Raw genomic sequence first — 22,037 nt, forward strand, 5'->3', positions numbered from 1 at the left:
GAAGGAGGCCAGCATGCTAGCCCAGTTCCTGCAATTCCTCTTTTCCGGCGTCACGGTCGGCGCCACCTATGCGCTGGCCGCGCTCGGCTTCACGCTGATCTACAACGCCAGCAACGTGATCAACTTCGCCCAGGGCGAATTCATCATGCTCGGCGGCATGCTCGCCGTGCTGTTCACGCAGGCCGGCCTGCCGCTGCCGGTCGCCCTGATGCTCGCCATCATCGTGCCGGCCATTGTCGGCGTGCTGATCGAGAAACTGGCCATCGAGCCGGTCAAGGGCGCCGAGACGGTGACCCTGATCATCATCACCATCGGCGCCTCGCTGGTCATTCGCGGCCTGGTCGCCGTCTTCCTCGGCAAGAACACGCACAGCCTGCCGCCCTTCTCGGGCGATGCACCGATCGAAATCCTCGGTGCCACGCTGCTGCCGCAGAGCCTGTGGGTACTCGGCGTCACCGCGCTGGTCGTCGTCGCGCTGTGGTATTTCTTCAACCGGACGCTGCAGGGCAAGGCCATGCTCGCCACATCGGTTAACCGGCTGGCCGCCGAACTGGTCGGCATCAACACCGGTTGGGTGCTGTTCATGAGCTTCGCCATGTCAGCGGCGCTCGGCGCCCTGGGCGGCATCCTGCTCACCCCGATCACCATGACCTCCTACGACGTCGGCATCATGCTCGGCCTCAAGGGCTTCGTCGCCGCCGTGCTCGGCGGGCTGGGCAACGGCCTCGGCGCCGTGGTCGGCGGCCTGCTCGTCGGCATCCTCGAAGCGATGGGCGCCGGCTACATTTCGTCGGCCTACAAGGATGCGATCCCCTTCGTGTTGATCCTGTTCATCCTCTTCTTCATGCCGCGCGGCCTGTTCGGCGGCAAATCCACGGATCGGGTGTAAGCATGAAAAAAAATGTCTACAACGGCCTCTATCTGGTCATTGCCATCCTGCTGGTGCTGCCTTTCGTGCTGCCCAACAGCTTCTATCTTGATCTCGCCGTGCGCATGGCGATCAACGCCGTGATCGTCCTCGGTTTGAATCTCCTGATCGGCTTCGCCGGCCAGATCAGCCTGGGCCACGCCGGCTTCCTCGGCATCGGTGCCTACGCCTCGGCCGTGCTGCCAACGCACTTCGGCTGGCATCCGCTGCTCGCCATGGGCGCCGGCGCCGTCGCCACCGGCATCCTCGCCGCGCTGGTCGCCCGGCCGATCTTCAAGCTCAAGGGCAACTACCTGGCGATGGCGACGCTCGGTCTCGGCATCATCATCAGCATCGCGCTGCGCAACGAAGCGCAATGGACCGGCGGGCCGGATGGCATGCCGGTACCGGCGATGGGCCTGTTCGGCTTCGAGCTGACCAGCGACAAGCAGTGGTACTGGGTTGTCGCGCTGCTGCTGTCGGTCTCGGTCTGGGCCTCGCTCAACCTGATCGACTCGCCCTTCGGCCGCGCCCTGCGTGCGCTGCACGGCTCGGAAGTCGCCTCGCAGGTGGTCGGCGTCGATGTCGTGCGCTACAAGGTGGCGATCTTCGTCCTCTCCGCTGTCTTCGCCAGCCTGATGGGCAGCGTCACGGCGCACTACGTCGGCTTCGTCAGCCCCAACTTCGCCGATTTTTTCCACTCCATCGAACTGGTCACCATGGTGGTGATCGGCGGCATGGCCTCGGTCTATGGCTCGCTGGTCGGCGCCGTGCTGCTCACCGCGCTGCCGCAGGCCCTGGCCACTTTCGAAGGTTGGGAAACGGTGGTCTTCGGCGCCATCCTGATGGGCTGCATGATCTTCCTGCCCAAGGGCCTCGTCCCGACGCTGGCGGCCAAATTCGGCAAGGGGGAATAAACATGAGCCTGCTCGAAGTCAAAGACCTCTCCATCCACTTCGGCGGCGTCAAGGCCGTGCAGAACGTGTCGTTCAACATCGATTCCGGCATCGTCTATTCGGTCATCGGCCCCAACGGCGCCGGCAAGACGACGCTGTTCAACCTGATCACCGGGGTGTACAAACCCACCACCGGCGAAATCCGGCTGGACGGCGAGGCGATCCACGGCAAGTCGCCCAACGAACTGGCCCGGCGCGGCGTCGCCCGCACCTTCCAGAACCTGCAGATCTGCATGAACATGAGCGCCATCGAGAACGTGATGGTCGGCGCTCACTTGCGGCTGGACCGCAACCTGGTCAAGGCCGCGCTGCGCTTCCCCAGCCTGAAGCAGCGCGACCGCACGCTGCGCGACGAAGCCGCCCAGCTGATGGACTTCGTCGGCCTCGCCCAGTACGTCGAGACCCGCGCCGACGCGATGTCCTACGGTGCGCTGAAGCGCCTGGAGATCGCCCGCGCCCTGGCCATGAAGCCGCGCCTGATCTTCCTCGACGAACCGGCGGCCGGCCTCAACCCCAAGGAAACCATCGAAGTCGACCATCTGGTGCGCAAGATCGCCGATTCCGGCATCACCGTCGTACTGGTCGAGCACGACATGAAGATGGTCATGAACCTGTCGGATCGCATCCTCGTCCTCGACTACGGCAAGAAACTGGCCGAAGGCAGCGGCGAGGAAATCCGCAAGAACCCGGACGTCATCGCCGCCTATCTCGGCGCGCACGCCTAAGCAGGGGAAGAACATGGAAGCACTCCGCATCATCACCGAAGAGCACCAGAACCTCTGGCGCATCGCCACCACCCTCGACATGGTTGCCGACGAAATCGACGCCGGCGGCAAGGTCGAAACCCCCTTCTTCACCTCGGTTTTCGATTACATCGAGCACTTCATGGACCGCGCCCACCACGCCAAGGAGGATGAATTCCTCTTCCGGCTGTTGCGCGAGCGGTCGACCGAGGCCGGCGTCATCCTCGACCGCCTGCAGGCCGAGCACCGCAATGGTCCGGAAGTCCTCCGCGACCTGCGCGCCAAGCTGGCCAGCACGGCGGGCGGCGGCGAGGGCAATGCCGCTTTCACCGCCGCGCTGCGCAACTATACCGGCGCCATCAAGAGCCACATCCGCAGCGAGGAGAAGGACGCCATGCCCCTCGCCCGCGAGGTGCTGACCGCCGACGACTGGGCCGAGATCGACCGCGCCTTCCTCGACAATGACGACCCCTTGTTCGGCGGCAAGGCGAAGGCCGAGTTCCGCGAACTGTTCCACCGCATCGCCAGCCTCGCCCCCGAATCGATCGGCCTCGGTGCGCACAGCGCCGGCGAACTGCAACCGGGCGCCAGCCCGGCCGGCGGCGACGTGCTGCTCTCGGTCAAGGGCATGGAAAGCTGCTACGGCCGGATCAAGGCGCTCAAGGGCATCGACCTCGAAGTGCGCAAGGGCGAACTGGTCGCCCTGGTCGGCGCCAACGGCGCCGGCAAGACCACCTTCCTGCGCACGCTGTCCGGCGTGCAGCCGATGAGCGCTGGCCGGATCATGTTCGACGGCGAGGACATTTCCAGCCTGCGCGCCGACCTGCGCATGCGGCGCGGCATCTGCCAGAGCCCGGAAGGGCGGCAGGTGTTCGGCCCGCTGTCGATCGAGGACAACCTGCGCCTGGGCGCCTACACCCAGCCGAAAGGCCAGGTCGAGGGCGATCTGGAGAAGATCTACGCGATGTTCCCCATCCTCAAGGAAAAGCGCGCCCTGCCGGCCGGCACCCTGTCCGGCGGGCAGCAACAGATGCTGGCCATCGGCCGCGCCTTGATGGGTCGCCCGAAGATGCTGCTGCTCGACGAACCGTCGATGGGCCTCGCCCCGCTGCTCGTCGAGGAGGTGTTCAACGTCGTCAAGACGCTGAAGAGCCAGGGCATGACCATCTTCCTCGTCGAGCAGAACGCCTTTGCCGCGCTGGCCATCGCCGACCGCGGCTACGTGCTGGAAACCGGCAACATCACGCTGACCGGCACCGGCCAGGAGCTGATCCGCAACGAGCAGGTGCGCGCCGCCTATCTCGGCATGTAGATGCCGTCGCCCCTCCTCCACCCCCTCCACGCGGCAGCCGCTCCGACGGCTGCCGCCTGCCGAGGCATCACGCCATGAGCGAAGCCCTGCTGCCCCCCTGCCGCCTCGGCGACATCGAACTCCGCAACCGCATCGTGATGGCGCCGCTGACCCGTTGCCGGGCCGACAACCCGGAGAGCGCCCCGACCGCCCTGATGGCGACCTACTACGCCCAGCGGGCAGCCGCCGGACTGATCGTCTCGGAAGGCACCATCGTTTCACCGCGCGCCCGTGGCTACCTCAACAGTCCCGGCATCTGGTCGACCGCCCAGGTCGATGGCTGGCGCCGGGTCACGGATGCCGTGCATGCGGCGGGCGGCCGCATCGTCTGCCAGCTCTGGCACTGCGGCCGCATTTCGCATCCAGCGCTGACCGGCGGCGAACTGCCGGTCGCCCCGTCGGCCATCAACCCGCAATGGCGCGTCCAGCTAGCCGACGGCCCGGCCACCACCGTCACGCCGCACGCCCTGAGCCGCAGCGAGATCCGCGACATCGTCGGCCAGTTCGGCCAGGCGGCAGCCAACGCGATGGCTGCCGGCTTCGACGGCGTCGAGCTGCATTCGTCGAACGGCTATCTCTTCCACCAGTTCTTTGCCGCTTGCGCGAACCAGCGCGACGACGACTACGGCGGCTCGCACGAGAATCGCGCCCGTTTCTTCTTCGAGGTGCTCGCTGAAGTTGCCCGCCACGTCCCGCTGCCGCGCATCGGCTTCCGCCTCAATCCGATGCTCAACCGTTTTCATGGCATCGCGGTCGATGCCGACACGGTGCCCATGTGGTCTTACCTGGTGCACGAAGCCAGCCGCCTGCCCCTTGCCTACCTGCACCTGACCGAGGTGGTGCATCCCCGCCAGCTGGCCGATACGCCACACGGCCTGAGCGATGTCGCCGCCCATTTCCGGCCGCTGACCGGCCTGCCGCTGATCAACAACGGCGCCCTCGACCCCGCCCGCGCCGCTGATCGCATCAAGGCCGGCCTGTGCGATGCCGTCGCCTTCGGCCAGGCCTGGATCGCCAACCCCGATCTGGTCGAGCGCATCGCCCAAGGCCAAGCGCTGGCCGCCGCCGACCCAGCCACCTTCTACCAGGGTGGCACCACCGGCTACACCGACTACCCGCCTTACACCGCACCGCACTGAAATCCGCCCAGGAGAAGCGCATGTCCACCACCCACTACCTCGCCGGCCTGTTCGAACCACGTGCCATCGCCGTGATCGGCGCTTCCGAGAAGGAGGGCAGCATCGGGCATGTCATCTTCCGCAACCTGCTGGCCAGCGGCTACCGCGGCCAGTTACTGGCGGTCAATCCGCGCCACACCACGCTGCTCGGCCAGCCCTGCGTGCCGGACATCGAATCGGCCGGCGCGCCGGTCGACCTGGCGATCATCACCACCGCACCGCGCACCATCGCCGAGATCATCGCCCAGTGCGGCCGGGCCGGTATCCGCAACGCCATCGTCGTCTCGCATCCCGCCGCCGTCGCCGCCAACAGCGCAACCACCGAGCGGCGCATCCGCGAGGCGGCGCTCAATGCCGGCATCCGCTTCCTCGGCCCGAAATCGCTCGGCATCGTCTGCCCGCACGCCGCGCTGAACGCCACCTTCACCGACATCGCCGCCCTGCCCGGCGACCTCGCCCTGGTCGCCCAGTCCGGCGCGATGTGTGCCGCCGTGCTCGACTGGGCGACGACCAACCGCATCGGCCTGTCGCTCGCCGTCTCGCTCGGCGAAGCAATGAACGTCGACTTCGGCGATGTCCTCGACTACCTGGCCAACGACGAACGCACCCGCTACATCCTGCTGCACGTCGAAAAAATCCGCCACGCCCGGCGCTTCATCAGCGCCCTGCGCTCGGCGGCCCGCATCAAGCCGGTCATCCTGCTCAAATCGGGCCAGCATGCCGGCGACGACGAGTTGGCGCCCGACGCCGCCGAACTGGCCGACCAGGTCTTCGACGCCGCCGTGCGCCGGGCCGGCGTCGTCCGCGTGCGCGATCTCGGCCAGCTCTTCCATGCCGCCCGCGCCTTGGCCGCCGGCTTCCATCCGCGCGGCAGCCGCCTGGCCATCCTCAGCAACGGCACCGGCCCGGCCCGCATGGCGGCCGACAGCGCCCGCCACCTCGGCATCCCGCTCGGCGCCCTGCAAGCCGACACGGTCACCGCCCTGAAACCGCTGCTGCCTCGCGAGTGGCGTGGCACCAATCCGATCGACCTGGGGGGCGATGCCAACAGCGAGCGCTATCTCGAAGCGACCCGCCTGATCGCCGCCGACGGCCAGATCGACGCCATCCTGGTCATGCTCTCGCCGCTCGCCGTGGTCTCGCCAAAGGCCGTCGCCGAAGGACTGGTGGACATCGCCCGCCGGCACCGCATCACGCTGTGCTGCTGTTTCATGGGCGGCAGCCAGGTCGGCGCGGCCCGGCAAACACTGGAGGAAGCCGGCATCCCGGTCTTCCGCACGCCGGATACCGTCATCGAGCTGTTTCACAACATCGCTGCCTATTACCAGAACCAGCAACTGCTGCTGCAAGTACCCAGCCCCGGCCGCCCGGTTCAGGACGGCCGCACCGACAGCGGCCGGGTACTGGCCGAGGCACTGATCGCCGAGCGGCGCCGCGTACTGTCGCACATGGAAACCCACGCCCTGCTCCACACCTGCGGCATGCCGGTTCGCCCCAGCCTGGTCGCCCACACGGCGACGGAAGCGATGTTCGTTGCCGAACAGCTCGGCCTGCCGGTCGACATGCACCTCGAATCGCCTGAATTGCCGGACGCCTTCGACGACAAGCGCGTCCGCCGCAAGCTGGCCAGCATCGAGGCCGTGCGCGGCGCGCTGCGCGACCTGAGCGAAGCGCAGCATCAGTCGGCCCCCGAGCGACGCATCCACGGCGTCACCCTGGCGCCGCACCGCGAACGGCCCAACGCCCGGCAATTTTTTGTCGAAGTCTTCCGCGATCCGGTCTTCGGGCCGGTCATCCGCCTCGGCGCCGGTGGCAGCCAGGGCGAAGCGCTGCGCGACTACGCCGTCGCCCTGCCGCCGCTCAACCGCTTCCTGGCCGGCAACCTGATCGACGCCACGCGCATCGGCCGCACGCTCGCCGCCAGCAGCAAACAGCCCGCCGCCGACCGCAGCGCCCTGGAAGATGCCCTGCTCGCACTTTCCAACCTGGTCTGCACCCTGCCCGCCCTCGACCGGCTCTATATCAATCCGCTGATCGTCGACGAAGACGGCTGCCTGGCAATCGACGCCCAGCTGGCCCTCGACCCGCTACGCGGCGCCGGCCAGGTGCGCTACGCCCACATGGCGATCCACCCCTACCCCGCCCACCTCTGCCAGAGCTGGCCGATGCGCGACGGCAGTATCGTGCACGTCCGCCCCGTCCGTCCCGAAGACGCCCCGCTGGAACAGGCCTTCGTCAGTGCCATGTCGGACGAATCGCGCTATTTCCGCTTCATGGACGGAACCCGGGAACTCCCGCCCAGCCAGCTCGTCCGGCTGACCCAGGTCGATTACGACCGGGAAATGGCCCTGATCGCGGTGGTCGACGATGACGGCCAGGAACGGCAGGTAGGCAGCGCCCGTTACGTGCAGACGCCGGATGGCGAATCAGTCGAATTCGGTCTGGCGGTGGACGACCGCTGGCAGAAATGCGGCCTCGGCCGCCGCCTGATGGACGCCATCATCGACTGCGCCCGTGAAAAGCTCTACCGCACCATGGTCGGCGACGTCCTCGCCGACAACCAGAAAATGCTCAACCTGATGGCCCGTCTCGGCTTCACCATCCTGCCCCACCCGGACGGTCACGAACTGAAGCGGGTGGTCAAGTCGCTGCGCGATTGAGCGGCAATCACGCCCAGCCTGCGCTGGCATGGAAAGCCAGAAAAAGAAAAAGCCCTGTCAAAACAGGGCTTTTTCTCGATAATTTGGTCGGAGTGACATGATTCGAACATGCGACCCCTGCGTCCCGAACGCAGTGCTCTACCAGGCTGAGCTACACTCCGATGGCTGCCGAGCGACCTAGTGATTTCGCTCAACTGCAAAGAAGGACAATTGTAGCAGAGCTTCTTTGTATTGGGAATCCCCCAGGCACTGAATTGAAGCTCTCGCCAATTCCGCTTCCTGCACGGCACGCTTCCGGGCGTGATCCAGCGCACCGCTGCTGCGGATCGCTTCGAGTACCAGCGGGAAATCATCGCGCCCGCCTTCCTCGATGGCCTTACGTACGCAGGCGGCCTGTTCCGCCGTACCGTGCTGCATGACATAGATCAGCGGCAGGGTCGGCTTGCCCTCGGCCAGATCGTCGCCGAGGTGTTTGCCGGTATCGGCTTCCTGTCCCGAGTAATCCAATACGTCGTCGACCAACTGGAACGCTGTCCCCAGGTGCATGCCGTAGGTAGCCAGCGCCTTCTCAACCTCTGGCGTTGCCTGGCCGAGGATGGCACCCAACTGGGCGGCCGCCTCGAACAGCTTGGCCGTCTTGTAGTGGATAACCTGCATGTAGCGGGCTTCGTCGACGTCGGCATCGTGGCAGTTCATCAACTGCAGCACTTCGCCCTCGGCGATGATGTTGGTCGCATCGGACAGCACCTGCATGACCCGCATGTTGTCGACCGCCACCATCATCTGGAAGGCGCGGGAATACAGGAAATCGCCGACCAGCACGCTGGCCGCGTTGCCGAACATGGCGTTCGCGGTATCCCGGCCGCGACGCAAGGCCGATTCGTCGACCACGTCATCGTGCAGCAGGGTCGCGGTATGGATGAATTCCACCACCGCCGCCATCTCATGGTGTCGAACGCCCTGATAGCCGAGAGAACCTGCTGCGAGGAGCACCAGTGCCGGCCGCATGCGCTTGCCGCCGCTGTTGATGATGTATTCGGCAACCTGCCTGACCAGCACCACGTCGGAGTAAAGGCGGTCGCGAATGACCGCGTCGACGGCCTTCATGTCAGGCCCGATCAGGGCGTAGAGCTGTTCCAGAGTCACGGCAGGTAATTCCTAGGAGAAGCGCGGAATCTTAGGGGTCCCACGGAGCCCAGTCAAGGCAGCCAGATCAAGGAAGCGCACGGTTTCCGGGGCAGTTTGATAAACTTGATCGATTAAACCAGAACAGCAGGAGGGGGCATGGACATTCGCTCGATCGTCGCACCGGTCATTCAGGATCGTGAACTGCTCGACGAATTTGCCGAAGCCCTCACCGACCGTGCCCCGCAAATCGAGCGCGACATCGCCGAACTGCGCAAAAGCCCGCACGATCGTGAAATCACCGCCGATCTGTTCCGGGCAGTGCATAACATCAAGGGCGATGCCGCGTTGTGCAAGTTCGAACTCGGCGTCGTGCTGGCCCACCCCATCGAAACCATGCTCACCCGTTTCCGGGAAGGAGAACTTCCATTCTCCGACATGCTGGCAGAGCTGATCCTGCTCGCCATCGACCGCCTTGAACTGGCAACCGATGCACTGCTCCTGCACAAGCCACTCGACAACCTGCAACTCCCGGTCCTGGTCGAGGGCCTGGGCGAAATTGCCCAGGAAGTCGCCGCCCAGGTCGATGCCAGTTGCGCTGATCTGATCGAGGCCGTCACGGGCTTCCCCCCGGTCATTCCCGACATATCCAGCCGTACCCCGAAAAGCTCGGCCGCCCGGGGCGAACAGAAAAATGCCAGCCTCGACCTACAATTCTTCCGCTCCTTGGCCCTGCAATTCGAGAGTCGTTCCCCGCTCTTCAAAGGCCGCACCATGCGCATCCTGCGGCTGGCCCTGGAAACCAACAAGGCGGGCAACAACGCGGTCGATCCGATGCAACTGGAGGCTGCGGTCTATCTGCACGATGTCGGCATGATGCTGCTGCCGGAGTCGATCTGGCTCAAGGTCGGCCGGATGTCGCCGGAGGACAAGGTGGCTCTGTGCAATCATCCGGGCTTCGCCGCCGGCCTGCTGCTCCGCATGCCGGGCTGGGAGCCTGCCGCCGAAATGGTGGCACAACATCATGAAATGCCCGATGGTGGCGGCTATCCGAACGCCCTGCTCGCCGATCAGATCTGTGCCGGGGCCAAAATCCTGGCCATCGTCGACGCTTTCGAAGCAGTCATGCTCAAGCACATCCACCGCGGCAAGAATCGCTCGGTCCTGCGCGCCATTGCCGAGATCAACGCCTGCGACAAGCAGTTCGCGCCGGAATGGATCGCACCGTTCAATTCGGTGATCCGCAAGACCATCGAAGCCTGATGACCATCGACCGCGAACGCCGTTTCGGAGGAGTCGGCCGGCTCTACGGCCAGGCTGGCAGTACCGCGCTACGCGATGCCCATGTCTGCGTTGTCGGCATTGGCGGCGTCGGTTCCTGGGCCGCCGAAGCACTGGCCCGCACCGGTGTCGGACGCATCACCCTGATCGACCTCGACATGGTGGCCGAGTCGAATACCAACCGGCAGATTCACGCGCTGGGCGACATCTACGGCAAGGCCAAGGTCGATGCCATGGCCGAGCGAATCATGGCCATCAACCCGGATTGCCAGGTGACCTGCATCGAGGATTTCATCACACCGGAAAACACGGGCTCCTTGCTCGATGATGATTTTTCCGCCGTCATTGACGCGATCGACCAGGTCCGTGCCAAGGTGGCGATGATCGCTTTCTGCAAGCGGCGCAAGCTGCCCATCGTCGTCGCCGGCGCCGCTGGCGGACAAATCGACCCGACCCAGGTACGCATCGCCGATCTCAGCCAGACAATCCAGGATCCGCTGCTCGCCAAGGTACGCTCCTCGCTGCGGCGTGACCACGGGTTCCCGTCGGCCGGCAAGAAATTCGGCATCTCCGCCATTTTTTCGACAGAGCCCCTGCGCTATCCGACGCCGGGTAACGCCTGCGATACCGCCTCCGGCCCGGCCGGCCTGAACTGTGCGGGCTTCGGTTCATCGGTCTGCGTCACCTCCGTGTTCGGCATGGCTGCCGCCGCCCAGGTCATTAACCTGATCGCCAGCCAATGAACAAACCCCGCAAACTGCGCTCCAAAAAGGCAGGCCTGCCACCGGGCACACTGGTCCATATCGGCGAGGTAAAAACCAGCCAGCCCGCGTTTTCGGTCATCGACTATGACGAACGCGGCCTGCAGGAACTTCAACTGCCGAGCCCCGAGGCTTTCTCTACCCAGCCCCGCCAGTTCGCCACGCGCTGGGCCAACGTCTATGGCGCACACAGTCCGTCCGACCTGGCGACCATCGGCAAGATTTTCGCGCTGCATCCGCTGGCCCAGGAAGATATCCTGAACAACGCCCAACGCCAGAAGCTGGACGCTTACGAAGACAATCTCTATGTCGTCCTGCATCGCTATGAACTCACCGCCGGATCGCTCGAACTCGGCCAGGATCAGATCAGCCTGGTGATCGGACGGGATTACATTCTCACCTTTCAGGAACGGCCCTCGAAAACCTTCGAACCAATCCGGCAACGCCTGCGCGCCAATCACTCCTCGTTGCGGCGCGGCGGGGTGGACATGCTGGCCTATTCATTGATCGACACAGTGGTGGACAGCTACTTCGGGGTCATCGAGCAATTGAATGACTACGCCGAAGCGCTGGAATCCCGGATTCTCGGCCAACCCGGCGCTGAGGCACTGGAAGGCATCCACCAGCTCAAGCGCTGCGTCTCGCAGTTGCGACGCAACCTGCATCCGCTACGCGAGGTGCTGGGCACCCTGCACCGCGATGCCGGCGATTTTTTCCGGGCCGACATCCAGCTCTATATACGCGACGTCTACGACCACACGGTGCACATCCTCGAATCGCTGGAGGATTTGCGCGACCTGGCCACCGGCTTGCTTGACGTCTATTTGTCGACCATCAGTCACAAGGTCAATCTGGAAGTTCGAACCCTGACCGTTGTCACCACCATCTTCATGCCGGCAACGCTGATCGCCGGCATCTTCGGCATGAACTTCCGGGAAATGCCCTGGCTGGCCAACCCTGACGGCTTTTCCTATGCCATCGAGCTGATCGGGATCATCGCCGTCATCATGCTGCTACTTTTCTGGCGACGGCGTTACGTCTAGCTAGTCCTTCAAACCATCCAACCAGACGCCCAGCCCTTGGGCATTCAGTTCCAGATCCGTCGCCCAGATGGCGAGTAGCTGCTCATCCGGCAGGCGACAGCCATGGTGGCGAATCTCGCTCAGCAAATAATCGGTCATCACCTGCTTGATACGGGCGTGACGCGTCTCACCGGCGTGACGCTGGGTCAGTGCGATGGCAACCAGGCGATCGAGATGCCGCAGCAACTCGGTGCCTTGCCGCTGCACGTCCAGTACCTGGCCGTAGTGCGTCAGATACATCGCCTCCGGTTGCAAAGCCAGCAGGCGCCGGATCGATGCCCGCATTTCCTCGGGCTCGAACTGGGTCGGCGTCGTCGTTGGAAAGATGAACTGCCGCCCATCGACATCCGGCTCACGGTAGGACAAGCCGAACATATCGCCCGTGAAAATCCCGTTTGCCTTCGTATCGACAATACAGATGTGGTGTCGCGCATGCCCCGGCGTATCGAGGCAACGCAACTGCCGGCCATTCAAATCGATAACCAGGCCGTCGACCGCCTCGACGATGCGCTCGGTCGGCACCGGCAATATCTCGCCGTACACGCGCTGGACATACTCTGCCCCATACACCGCCGTTACACCGGCTACCAGCCTCGACGGTTCCGCCATGTGGCGGGCCCCACGCGGATGCACGACCAACTTGGCGTTCGGGACGGCGCGCATCAAACTGCCGGCCCCGCCGGCATGATCGAGGTGGATGTGGGTCAGTATCACGTAATCCACTGCCGACACACCCAACCCTACGCGATCGAGTGCAGCCAAGGCATTCGGTAGGGCGTCGTTACTCCCGGTATCGATGAAGGCTGCCCGCCCGTTTTCGATCACCAAATGAATGGCCGCCAGGATGGGCCGGACGTAACCCGCGTCGAACGCGACGATACCGTTACCGTAATCTCTCCAATCAAACATTCCATACTCCTGCGTATTGTTCGGAGGGATTATACTTTGACGTCTTCAGCCCTTCTGACCATCATGACCCATTTCCTGGCCGACGACGGCGCCAAGATTCATCTCAAGATATCGGGCGAGGGGTCGCCCATCATCATGCTGCATGGCTGGACATCCAGCCATCAGGAATGGTTTCCCTTCCTGCCTCAACTTAACGCCCACCACCAGGTCTTTCGCTGGGACGCTCGCGGCCACGGCGGCCACGACCTTTCCGGCAAGACGGCACCAACCGTCGAACGGATGGCCCGTGACCTGGCCAACCTGATCGACCACTATCAGATCGATCAGGCCACGGTGGTTGGCCACTCGATGGGCGCCTTGACGCTGTGGCAATACATCCGGGACTTTGGCACGCAGCATCTGGCGCGGCTTTGCTTCATCGATCAGTCACCAAAACTATTGACCGATTCAGGCTGGCGGCATGGCATCTACGGAAATTTCGATGCGGCGAAATCGCACGAAATGATGACGTGGTTAAAGGAGGACTTCGCCGAAGCCGTCCTCAAGCTAACGGCTTTCGGCTTGAATGACCGAGCCAGGGAAAAATACCTGGCGGGGGCCAGTGGCTGGGAGAAATCGCGCAACGCGCTGCGCGCGCAGCCCTCTTCTCCCCTCATCGAATGCTGGGCCAGTCTCACGCAGGCCGACTACCGTGACGTTCTCTCGCGAATCGATGTCCCGTCCATGCTCGTCTATGGCGGCGAAAGCAACTTCTACGGACTGGATACCGCACATTTTGTCGCCAACCAGATTCCCGATGCCATCCTCCACATCTACGAGGGAACTGACCATTCCCCTCATCAATGGCAGCGAGATCGTTTCGTAAGGGATTTGCTGGTTTTCATCAACAGCAAAGACGAGGCCGTAGAACGGGGATAATCCCGGTTTTGGTGCTGCTTGCCAGTGCTGATATTTTCTTTTTTAAACGACAACACCCCCTGCCGGGCATCCGGAGGGGGTGTTTGAATGGGGAGTCTGGCGTTGACCTACTTTCGCGAGCGGAAGCTCACTATCATTGGCGCGTTGCTGTTTCACGGTCCTGTTCGGGATGGGAAGGGGTGGTACCAGCAGGCTATTGACGCCAGACGTAACTTGTAACGTTTGCCGCGCGGTACGCGTCAAACGCAAAACTAGAAGAAGGTGTTGTGATTGTATGTATGAGTTGTTGTAGTGCTGATCCAAGGTTATAGGATCAAGCCGTACGGGCAATTAGTATCGGTTAGCTTAACGCATTACTGCGCTTCCACACCCGACCTATCAACGTCGTGGTCTTCGACGACCCTTCAAGGAGTTCAAGACTCCGGGATATCTCATCTTAAGGCGAGTTTCACGCTTAGATGCTTTCAGCGTTTATCTCTTCCGAACATAGCTACCCGGCGATACGACTGGCGTCATAACCGGTACACCAGAGGTTCGTCCACTCCGGTCCTCTCGTACTAGGAGCAGCCCCCTTCAAATATCCAGCGCCCACGGCAGATAGGGACCAAACTGTCTCACGACGTTTTAAACCCAGCTCACGTACCTCTTTAAATGGCGAACAGCCATACCCTTGGGACCGGCTACAGCCCCAGGATGAGATGAGCCGACATCGAGGTGCCAAACACCGCCGTCGATATGAACTCTTGGGCGGTATCAGCCTGTTATCCCCAGAGTACCTTTTATCCGTTGAGCGATGGCCCTTCCATACAGAACCACCGGATCACTATGACCTGCTTTCGCACCTGCTCGACTTGTGGGTCTCGCAGTCAAGCACGCTTTTGCCATTGCACTTTATGGGCGATGTCCGACCGCCCTAAGCGTACCTTCGTACTCCTCCGTTACCTTTTGGGAGGAGACCGCCCCAGTCAAACTGCCTACCATGCACGGTCCCCGGCCAGGATTCACTGGCCTAGGTTAGAACCTCAAACAAATCAGGGTGGTATTTCAAGGACGACTCCACCGAGACTAGCGTCCCGGTTTCACAGTCTCCCACCTATCCTACACAAACCGGTTCAAAGTCCAATGCAAAGCTGCAGTAAAGGTTCATGGGGTCTTTCCGTCTTGCCGCGGGGAGATTGCATCTTCACAAACATTTCAACTTCGCTGAGTCTCAGGAGGAGACAGTGTGGCCATCGTTACGCCATTCGTGCAGGTCGGAACTTACCCGACAAGGAATTTCGCTACCTTAGGACCGTTATAGTTACGGCCGCCGTTTACTGGGACTTCAATCAAGAGCTTGCACCCCATCATTTAATCTTCCAGCACCGGGCAGGCGTCACACCCTATACGTCCACTTTCGTGTTTGCAGAGTGCTGTGTTTTTATTAAACAGTCGCAGCCACCATTTCACTGCAACCCCATCGGCCTTCGAGCGCGAGGCTCTACAACCTACCGGGGCACACCTTCTCCCGAAGTTACGGTGTCAATTTGCCGAGTTCCTTCTCCTGAGTTCTCTCAAGCGCCTTAGAATTTTCATCCTGCCCACCTGTGTCGGTTTGCGGTACGGTCGACTCTAGACTGAAGCTTAGTGGCTTTTCCTGGAAGCTTGGTATCAATCACTTCGGCACCGTAGTGCCTCGTCATCACGCCTCAGATAATTCCCCCGGATTTGCCTAAGGGACACTCCTACACGCTTAAACCACCTATTCCAACAGATGGCTGACCTAACCTTCTCCGTCCCCACATCGCATCTAGAATCGGTACAGGAATATTGACCTGTTTCCCATCGACTACGCATTTCTGCCTCGCCTTAGGGGCCGACTCACCCTACGCCGATGAACGTTGCGTAGGAAACCTTGGGCTTTCGGCGAGGGAGCTTTTCACTCCCTTTATCGCTACTCATGTCAGCATTCGCACTTCTGATATCTCCAGCATCCTTTACAAGACACCTTCACAGACCTACAGAACGCTCCCCTACCATATCTTTCGATATCCGCAGCTTCGGTGCACAGTTTGAGCCCCGTTACATCTTCCGCGCAGGACGACTCGACTAGTGAGCTATTACGCTTTCTTTAAAGGGTGGCTGCTTCTAAGCCAACCTCCTAGCTGTCTATGCCTTCCCACCTCGTTTCCCACTTAACTGTGTCTTGGGGACCTTAGCTGGCGGTCTGGGTTGTTTCCCTCTTGACAATGGACGTTAGCACCCACTGTCTGTCTGCCACACTCGCACTTTCCGGTATTCAGAGTTTGCCATGGTTTGGTAAGTCGCGATGACCCCCTAGCCATAACAGTGCTTTACCCCCGGAAGTGATATGTGACGCACTACCTAAATAGTTTTCGGGGAGAACCAGCTATTTCCGGATTTGTTTAGCCTTTCACCCCTATCCACAGCTCATCCCCTAACTTTTCAACGTTAGTGGGTTCGGACCTCCAGTACCTGTTACGGCACCTTCATCCTGGCCATGGATAGATCATCCGGTTTCGGGTCTACGCCATGCTACTAAACGCCCTTATCAGACTCGCTTTCGCTACGCCTCCCCTATTCGGTTAAGCTCGCAACATAACGTAAGTCGCTGACCCATTATACAAAAGGTACGCAGTCACCCCACAAGGAGGCTCCCACTGTTTGTATGCATGCGGTTTCAGGTTCTATTTCACTCCCCTCCCGGGGTTCTTTTCGCCTTTCCCTCACGGTACTGGTTCACTATCGGTCGATCACGAGTATTTAGCCTTGGAGGATGGTCCCCCCATGTTCAGACAAGGTTTCACGTGCCCCGCCCTACTTTTCGCTAACTTAGTACCACGGATCTGTTTTCGAATACGGGGCTATCACCCACTACGGCCGGACTTTCCATTCCGTTCTTCTAACAGTTCCGCTATCACTAGCAGGCTCTTCCCCGTTCGCTCGCCACTACTTGGGGAATCTCGGTTGATTTCTTTTCCTCCGGCTACTTAGATGTTTCAGTTCACCGGGTTCGCCTCCTGGCCCTATGTATTCAGGACAGGATACCCTTGCGGGTGGGTTTCCCCATTCGGACATCGCGGGATCAAAGCTTCATTGCCAGCTCCCCCGCGCTTTTCGCAGGCTTGCACGTCCTTCATCGCCTGTGATCGCCAAGGCATCCACCACATGCACTTAGTCGCTTGATCCTATAACCTTGGGGTCTCGGCAGAGACCCGGCTACAGGCAACTCATAAACTTTGTGCTGATGATTCACTAGCTGTAATGAACCATCAGATGCAATCACAACGTGTAATCACTGCTCATCACAGCGTTACACAACCTTCTTCCGTTTTGTTAAAGAGCGTAGCAATTGATTTCTCAAAAGCCAGTGTTAAACAACAATGCTTAACACTGGTTTCTGGTGGAGGATGACGGGATCGAACCGACGACCCCCTGCTTGCAAAGCAGGTGCTCTCCCAGCTGAGCTAATCCCCCGTTTTGAGACGTTGGTGGGTCTGGTTGGAATCGAACCAACGACCCCCGCCTTATCAAGACGGTGCTCTAACCGACTGAGCTACAGACCCTCGTCTGTTTGCTACTACTGAACAACCGATAAGTTGTGGGTGCCAGGATGCTTCTCTAGAAAGGAGGTGATCCAGCCGCAGGTTCCCCTACGGCTACCTTGTTACGACTTCACCCCAGTCACGAACCCCGCCGTGGTAAGCGCCCTCCTTGCGGTTAGGCTACCTACTTCTGGCGGAACCCGCTCCCATGGTGTGACGGGCGGTGTGTACAAGACCCGGGAACGTATTCACCGCGACATGCTGATCCGCGATTACTAGCGATTCCGACTTCATGCAGGCGAGTTGCAGCCTGCAATCCGGACTACGATCGGCTTTCTGGGATTGGCTCCACCTCGCGGCTTGGCAACCCTCTGTACCGACCATTGTATGACGTGTGAAGCCCTACCCATAAGGGCCATGAGGACTTGACGTCATCCCCACCTTCCTCCGGTTTGTCACCGGCAGTCTCGTTAAAGTGCCCAACTAAATGATGGCAATTAACGACAAGGGTTGCGCTCGTTGCGGGACTTAACCCAACATCTCACGACACGAGCTGACGACAGCCATGCAGCACCTGTGTTCCAGTTCCCTTTCGGGCACACCCAAATCTCTCCGGGCTTCTGGACATGTCAAGGGTAGGTAAGGTTTTTCGCGTTGCATCGAATTAATCCACATCATCCACCGCTTGTGCGGGTCCCCGTCAATTCCTTTGAGTTTTAACCTTGCGGCCGTACTCCCCAGGCGGTCAACTTCACGCGTTAGCTACGGTACTAAATGGTTTTACCCACCCAACACCTAGTTGACATCGTTTAGGGCGTGGACTACCAGGGTATCTAATCCTGTTTGCTACCCACGCTTTCGTGCATGAGCGTCAGTATCGGCCCAGGGGGCTGCCTTCGCCATCGGTGTTCCTCCACATCTCTACGCATTTCACTGCTACACGTGGAATTCCACCCCCCTCTGCCGTACTCTAGCTGTGCAGTCACAAGCGCAGTTCCCAGGTTGAGCCCGGGGATTTCACGCCTGTCTTACACAACCGCCTGCGCACGCTTTACGCCCAGTAATTCCGATTAACGCTCGCACCCTACGTATTACCGCGGCTGCTGGCACGTAGTTAGCCGGTGCTTCTTATTCCGGTACCGTCATCCACACCAGGTATTAGCTGATGCGATTTCTTCCCGGCCGAAAGAGCTTTACAACCCGAAGGCCTTCTTCACTCACGCGGCATGGCTGGATCAGGGTTGCCCCCATTGTCCAAAATTCCCCACTGCTGCCTCCCGTAGGAGTCTGGACCGTGTCTCAGTTCCAGTGTGGCGGATCATCCTCTCAGACCCGCTACAGATCGTAGCCTTGGTAGGCCTTTACCCCACCAACTAGCTAATCTGATATCGGCCGCTCAATCAGCGCAAGGTCTTGCGATCCCCTGCTTTCCTGCTCACAGAATATGCGGTATTAGCGTAACTTTCGCTACGTTATCCCCCACTGAAAGGTACGTTCCGATACATTACTCACCCGTTCGCCACTCGCCACCAGACCGAAGTCCGTGCTGCCGTTCGACTTGCATGTGTAAGGCATGCCGCCAGCGTTCAATCTGAGCCAGGATCAAACTCTTCAGTTCAATCCAACAAACTCGCAAATTCACTGACGGTAGATTTCTCTACCTCGACGAATTTCTTCGTCTTTTTCACCAGTGCGTTTGCCTTAATACTTTTTTGCAACCGAAGTTGCTTCGCATCAAGACACCCACACTTATCGGTTGTCCAATTTGTTAAAGATCAGTGCCGCGCCGTTTCGTTTGATTCGTCAGCAGCAGAGAAGCGAGATTATGAAGCACTCTCTACATCTCGTCAAGCAATTTCGAAAATTATTTTTCAACATCCTCGAAACTTCCTGACCCCTCCACATCGCCGGAAAACCCCGCCGCTGCAGAAGAGGTGCGCATTATATAGAAGATTTCATCACCGTCAACTGCTGTTTTCCAAAATCGACGATCGAGACCAACCAGCCATGAGTGAAGTGGCTCGTACCACTACTTTGCCCCCCTCCGCCAAGTATACGCGTCATGCAACCCGAGGCCGGCGCACCCCATATATATAGAGGGAGTTATCGCATGCTGCGCACGCCGTCAGCAGTACCAAGCAGTAATAGGTTGGCCGGCCGCACGGCAAAGAGGCCGTTGGTAACGACCCCGGTGATCTGATTGATTTGCGCTTCGAGATCTTTCGGATCGGTGATCGACAATCCCTTGACGTCGAGGATGACGTTCCCGTTGTCAGTCACGAAACCTTCGCGCAATACCGGCTGGCCACCCAACTTGACCAATTCCCGGGCGACGTGCGCACGAGCCATCGGGATGACCTCGACCGGCAACGGGAAGCGTCCCATCACATCGACCAGCTTGGATGCGTCACAGATGCAGACGAATTCGCGGGCCACGGCGGCGACGATCTTCTCGCGCGTCAGCGCCCCGCCCCCCCCCTTGATCATATTCAGCCCCGCATCGATCTCATCGGCGCCATCGACATAGACCGGAATGTCCGTCACGTCGTTGAGATCGAACACCTTGATGCCATGCCGCTCCAAGCGCAGCCGAGTCACCTCCGAGCTGGCCACAGCTCCGGCATAGCGATCCTTGATCTTGGCCAGCGCATCGATAAAGAAATTGGCGGTTGAGCCGGTACCGACACCGACGATGCTGCCGGCCGGGGCTGTTTGTGCCACGTAATCGGCGGCAGCGCGAGCCACGGCCTGTTTGAGTTCGTCCTGGGTCATCTGAATGCTCCTGATTGGTTTGGCCGAATTTTACCGCGCCACCGGCACGGCAAATGGTCATAAAAGCTTAACGTTGCGCAGGGAACGTACTGGCTAAACTATTCATACTGTTTTCAGGGAGAGCCAGCCATGAACGATAGGATCAAAAAGCCCGCAGCAAGACCGGGGCACGCCAAACAACTCGGCCAAACACCCACATCATCCCGCGTTGCGGCCAGCGCACGAACGGCAACGACGGCAGTAGAACCTGCCGAAACGCCACCTCAGCCCGTCCCCACCTCTCGTCCCCGGCGCCAGCCAAATGAGGTGGAGCTGACAGTCGCCAAGCACCAGAAGGTACTGGCTGATGCACTGGCGAAGGCACAGGCCATCAACTATGACCAACCGAAGGTCATGAAACCTGAGGCTATCAAGTCGACCAAGACCGCCAAAGCGGTCAAGGAAAAACAGCCCAAGGCAAGGAAGCCGAAGCTGGTCCGCGACAGCTTCGCCATGCCGGAAGCGGAATACGCCCGCATCGACGAGCTGAAGCAGCGACTGGCGGCCCTCGGAAAGCCAGCCAAGAAAAGCGAAGTGTTGCGCGGCGGTATTGCGGCATTGACTGCGCTGAACGACAGCGAATTGAAGGCCGTCATGGAGCGCGTCGAACGCATCAAGACCGGACGTCCTCACAAGTAGCCGACCAGCCCCCTAGGGCAAAAGCGCCGTTTGTTACAGCCTGTCATGTCACTGTAACAAACGGCCGCTAACCTGCACGCACCCCTAACCAAAACCGTGCAGGAGTCTCCTCATGCAGTATTCCAAGATTGTTTCTGCCCTGGCCGTTGCCGGCATCACGCTGTTCGGCGCCCAGGCTGTCCAGGCCCAGGTCATCAAGATTGACGGTTCCTCCACCGTTTACCCGATTACCGAAGCCGTTGCCGAAGAATTCCAGAAGGCCAAGAAGAACGCCATCAAGGTAACCGTCGGGATCTCCGGCACGGGCGGCGGCTTCAAGAAATTCTGCCGCGACGAAACCGACATCTCCAACGCCTCGCGCCCGATCACGGCCAAGGAAATGGAGGACTGCAAGGCCGCTGGCGTGCAGTACGTCGAAATGCCGGTCGCCTTCGATGCGCTGACCGTCGTCATCAACCCGAAGAACACCTTCCTGAAGCAGATCACCGTGGCCGAACTGAAGGCGATGTGGGAACCGGCCGCCCAGGGCAAGATCACCAAGTGGAACCAGGTCAACCCGGCCTGGCCTGACCAGCCGATCAAGCTGTTCGGCGCTGGTGCCGACTCGGGTACTTTCGAATACTTCACTGAAGCCACTGTCGGCAAGGCAAAGTCGTCACGCGGCGATTACACCGCCTCCGAAGACGACAACGTGCTGGTCCAGGGCGTTTCGCGCGACGTCAATGCCATCGGCTACTTCGGCTACGCCTATTACGCCGAGAACATGGCCCGCCTGAAGGCCCTGCCGATCGTCAATCCGAAGACCGACAAGGCCGTTGCCCCGGCCGAAAAGACGGTCATCGACGGGACCTACCAGCCGCTGTCGCGCCCGATCTTCGTCTATGTCAAGGTCAAGTCCCTCGACAAGCCGGAAGTGAAGGAATTCATTGAGTTCTATATGAAGAATGCCGCCAAGCTGACCCAGGAAGTGAAGTACGTTCCGCTGCCGGCGAACGCCTACACCGGCAACCTCGAGCACATTGCCAAGAAGAAGTACGGCTCCGTGTTCGGCGGCAAGAACGAAGTTGGCATCACCATCGAAGAACTGATGAAGCGGGAAGCCAAGCTGTAATTTTTCGAGATCACTGAAACGAAATAAGCCCGACCCGGCCGGGTCGGGCTTATTCTTGAG

Annotated in this window: 15 protein-coding genes, 3 tRNA genes and 3 rRNA genes; 12 read left to right on the forward strand and 9 right to left on the reverse strand. The window is 60.7% G+C overall.

Translation table 11 applies throughout. The annotated features are described in order from the left end of the window. Window positions 1-13 precede the first annotated feature (13 nt). The 6 genes from K420_RS0101405 (at window position 14) to K420_RS0101430 (ending at window position 7,795) form a co-directional block, all read left to right on the forward strand. Entirely contained in the window at window positions 14-889 is an 876-nt protein-coding gene (locus tag K420_RS0101405) for a branched-chain amino acid ABC transporter permease (protein WP_027456478.1), read from the forward strand. 2 nt (window positions 890-891) lie between these two features. Continuing rightward, on the forward strand, window positions 892-1,824 hold the full coding sequence (locus tag K420_RS0101410; protein ID WP_027456479.1) for a branched-chain amino acid ABC transporter permease: 933 nt from the start codon (window positions 892-894) through the stop codon (window positions 1,822-1,824). Between the two features lie 2 nt (window positions 1,825-1,826). Continuing rightward, window positions 1,827-2,588 carry an ABC transporter ATP-binding protein gene (locus tag K420_RS0101415; RefSeq protein WP_027456480.1) on the forward strand — a complete coding sequence of 254 codons (762 nt, stop codon included), beginning with the start codon at window positions 1,827-1,829 and terminating at the stop codon, window positions 2,586-2,588. A gap of 13 nt (window positions 2,589-2,601) precedes the next feature. Then, window positions 2,602-3,918, forward strand: a complete 1,317-nt coding sequence (locus K420_RS21120; RefSeq protein WP_084019522.1) for an ATP-binding cassette domain-containing protein — start codon at window positions 2,602-2,604, stop codon at window positions 3,916-3,918. Between the two features lie 74 nt (window positions 3,919-3,992). Next, window positions 3,993-5,096 carry an alkene reductase gene (locus K420_RS0101425; RefSeq protein ID WP_027456482.1) on the forward strand — a complete coding sequence of 368 codons (1,104 nt, stop codon included), beginning with the start codon at window positions 3,993-3,995 and terminating at the stop codon, window positions 5,094-5,096. 20 nt (window positions 5,097-5,116) lie between these two features. Continuing rightward, window positions 5,117-7,795 (forward strand): bifunctional acetate--CoA ligase family protein/GNAT family N-acetyltransferase, encoded by a 2,679-nt coding sequence (locus K420_RS0101430; protein WP_027456483.1) that lies wholly within the window; start codon window positions 5,117-5,119, stop codon window positions 7,793-7,795. Between the two features lie 84 nt (window positions 7,796-7,879). Here K420_RS0101430 and K420_RS0101435 read toward each other — a convergent pair. After that, a tRNA-Pro gene (locus K420_RS0101435) sits at window positions 7,880-7,956 on the reverse strand. Window positions 7,957-7,972: 16 nt separating this feature from the next. Continuing rightward, window positions 7,973-8,941, reverse strand: a complete 969-nt coding sequence (gene ispB / locus K420_RS0101440) for an octaprenyl diphosphate synthase (RefSeq protein WP_027456484.1) — start codon at window positions 8,939-8,941, stop codon at window positions 7,973-7,975. Between the two features lie 138 nt (window positions 8,942-9,079). On the opposite strand from ispB, the gene K420_RS0101445 reads away from it, so the two are divergent. Genes K420_RS0101445 through corA form a run of 3 tightly spaced genes read left to right on the forward strand, consistent with a single transcriptional unit; the run spans window position 9,080 to window position 12,005 of the window. Further along, window positions 9,080-10,183: an HD-GYP domain-containing protein gene (locus K420_RS0101445; protein ID WP_027456485.1), complete on the forward strand. Its 1,104-nt coding sequence runs from the start codon at window positions 9,080-9,082 to the stop codon at window positions 10,181-10,183. Next, window positions 10,183-10,944: a tRNA cyclic N6-threonylcarbamoyladenosine(37) synthase TcdA gene (tcdA, locus tag K420_RS0101450; protein ID WP_027456486.1), complete on the forward strand. Its 762-nt coding sequence runs from the start codon at window positions 10,183-10,185 to the stop codon at window positions 10,942-10,944. Before K420_RS0101445 ends, tcdA begins: the two co-directional genes overlap by 1 nt. After that, window positions 10,941-12,005, forward strand: coding sequence for a magnesium/cobalt transporter CorA (gene corA / locus K420_RS0101455; RefSeq protein WP_027456487.1), 1,065 nt, complete (start codon window positions 10,941-10,943; stop codon window positions 12,003-12,005). Before tcdA ends, corA begins: the two co-directional genes overlap by 4 nt. Here the strand turns inward: corA and K420_RS0101460 are convergent, their stop codons facing one another. Further along, window positions 12,006-12,953 (reverse strand): MBL fold metallo-hydrolase, encoded by a 948-nt coding sequence (locus tag K420_RS0101460; RefSeq protein WP_027456488.1) that lies wholly within the window; start codon window positions 12,951-12,953, stop codon window positions 12,006-12,008. A 63-nt stretch (window positions 12,954-13,016) separates the two neighbouring features. On the opposite strand from K420_RS0101460, the gene K420_RS0101465 reads away from it, so the two are divergent. After that, window positions 13,017-13,871, forward strand: a complete 855-nt coding sequence (locus K420_RS0101465; protein WP_027456489.1) for an alpha/beta fold hydrolase — start codon at window positions 13,017-13,019, stop codon at window positions 13,869-13,871. Window positions 13,872-13,965: 94 nt separating this feature from the next. Here K420_RS0101465 and rrf read toward each other — a convergent pair. From rrf to rpiA, 6 genes are all read right to left on the reverse strand, one after another. Continuing rightward, window positions 13,966-14,078: ribosomal RNA gene (gene rrf / locus K420_RS0101470) — 5S ribosomal RNA — on the reverse strand. Window positions 14,079-14,180: 102 nt separating this feature from the next. After that, a 23S ribosomal RNA gene (locus tag K420_RS0101475) occupies window positions 14,181-17,059 on the reverse strand. A 213-nt stretch (window positions 17,060-17,272) separates the two neighbouring features. Then, window positions 17,273-17,348, reverse strand: a tRNA-Ala gene (locus K420_RS0101480). A 12-nt stretch (window positions 17,349-17,360) separates the two neighbouring features. Beyond that, window positions 17,361-17,437: transfer RNA gene (locus K420_RS0101485), tRNA-Ile, on the reverse strand. A gap of 59 nt (window positions 17,438-17,496) precedes the next feature. Beyond that, window positions 17,497-19,034 (reverse strand): 16S ribosomal RNA (locus tag K420_RS0101490). The 16S, 23S and 5S rRNA genes sit together here with 2 tRNA genes alongside, the layout of an rRNA operon. 485 nt (window positions 19,035-19,519) lie before the next feature. Beyond that, the gene (rpiA, locus tag K420_RS0101495) at window positions 19,520-20,188 is read right to left on the reverse strand and encodes a ribose-5-phosphate isomerase RpiA (RefSeq protein ID WP_027456490.1); all 669 of its coding nucleotides are present in this window, start codon (window positions 20,186-20,188) and stop codon (window positions 19,520-19,522) included. A 306-nt stretch (window positions 20,189-20,494) separates the two neighbouring features. Between rpiA and K420_RS0101500 the strand changes: the two genes are divergently transcribed. Beyond that, window positions 20,495-20,866 (forward strand): hypothetical protein, encoded by a 372-nt coding sequence (locus tag K420_RS0101500; RefSeq protein ID WP_051452905.1) that lies wholly within the window; start codon window positions 20,495-20,497, stop codon window positions 20,864-20,866. 112 nt (window positions 20,867-20,978) lie between these two features. Further along, complete coding sequence (locus K420_RS0101505) at window positions 20,979-21,977, forward strand: PstS family phosphate ABC transporter substrate-binding protein (RefSeq protein WP_027456492.1); 999 nt, start codon at window positions 20,979-20,981, stop codon at window positions 21,975-21,977. The last annotated feature ends 60 nt before the right edge of the window (window positions 21,978-22,037 follow it).

The organism is Dechloromonas agitata is5 (assembly GCF_000519045.1).
Taxonomy (GTDB): Bacteria; Pseudomonadota; Gammaproteobacteria; order Burkholderiales; family Rhodocyclaceae; genus Azonexus; species Azonexus agitatus.

What these genes read in the sequence shown, in the direction of transcription:
- K420_RS0101505 (WP_027456492.1), top strand. Translation starts at nt 20,979, where the DNA reads ATGCAGTATTCCAAGATTGTTTCTGCCCTGGCCGTTGCCGGCATCACG.
- corA (WP_027456487.1), top strand. Translation starts at nt 10,941, where the DNA reads ATGAACAAACCCCGCAAACTGCGCTCCAAAAAGGCAGGCCTGCCACCG.
- K420_RS0101410 (WP_027456479.1), top strand. Translation starts at nt 892, where the DNA reads ATGAAAAAAAATGTCTACAACGGCCTCTATCTGGTCATTGCCATCCTG.
- rpiA (WP_027456490.1), bottom strand. Translation starts at nt 20,188, where the DNA reads ATGACCCAGGACGAACTCAAACAGGCCGTGGCTCGCGCTGCCGCCGAT.
- K420_RS0101460 (WP_027456488.1), bottom strand. Translation starts at nt 12,953, where the DNA reads ATGTTTGATTGGAGAGATTACGGTAACGGTATCGTCGCGTTCGACGCG.
- K420_RS0101430 (WP_027456483.1), top strand. Translation starts at nt 5,117, where the DNA reads ATGTCCACCACCCACTACCTCGCCGGCCTGTTCGAACCACGTGCCATC.
- K420_RS21120 (WP_084019522.1), top strand. Translation starts at nt 2,602, where the DNA reads ATGGAAGCACTCCGCATCATCACCGAAGAGCACCAGAACCTCTGGCGC.
- K420_RS0101415 (WP_027456480.1), top strand. Translation starts at nt 1,827, where the DNA reads ATGAGCCTGCTCGAAGTCAAAGACCTCTCCATCCACTTCGGCGGCGTC.
- K420_RS0101465 (WP_027456489.1), top strand. Translation starts at nt 13,017, where the DNA reads ATGACCCATTTCCTGGCCGACGACGGCGCCAAGATTCATCTCAAGATA.
- K420_RS0101445 (WP_027456485.1), top strand. Translation starts at nt 9,080, where the DNA reads ATGGACATTCGCTCGATCGTCGCACCGGTCATTCAGGATCGTGAACTG.
- K420_RS0101405 (WP_027456478.1), top strand. Translation starts at nt 14, where the DNA reads ATGCTAGCCCAGTTCCTGCAATTCCTCTTTTCCGGCGTCACGGTCGGC.
- K420_RS0101425 (WP_027456482.1), top strand. Translation starts at nt 3,993, where the DNA reads ATGAGCGAAGCCCTGCTGCCCCCCTGCCGCCTCGGCGACATCGAACTC.
- tcdA (WP_027456486.1), top strand. Translation starts at nt 10,183, where the DNA reads ATGACCATCGACCGCGAACGCCGTTTCGGAGGAGTCGGCCGGCTCTAC.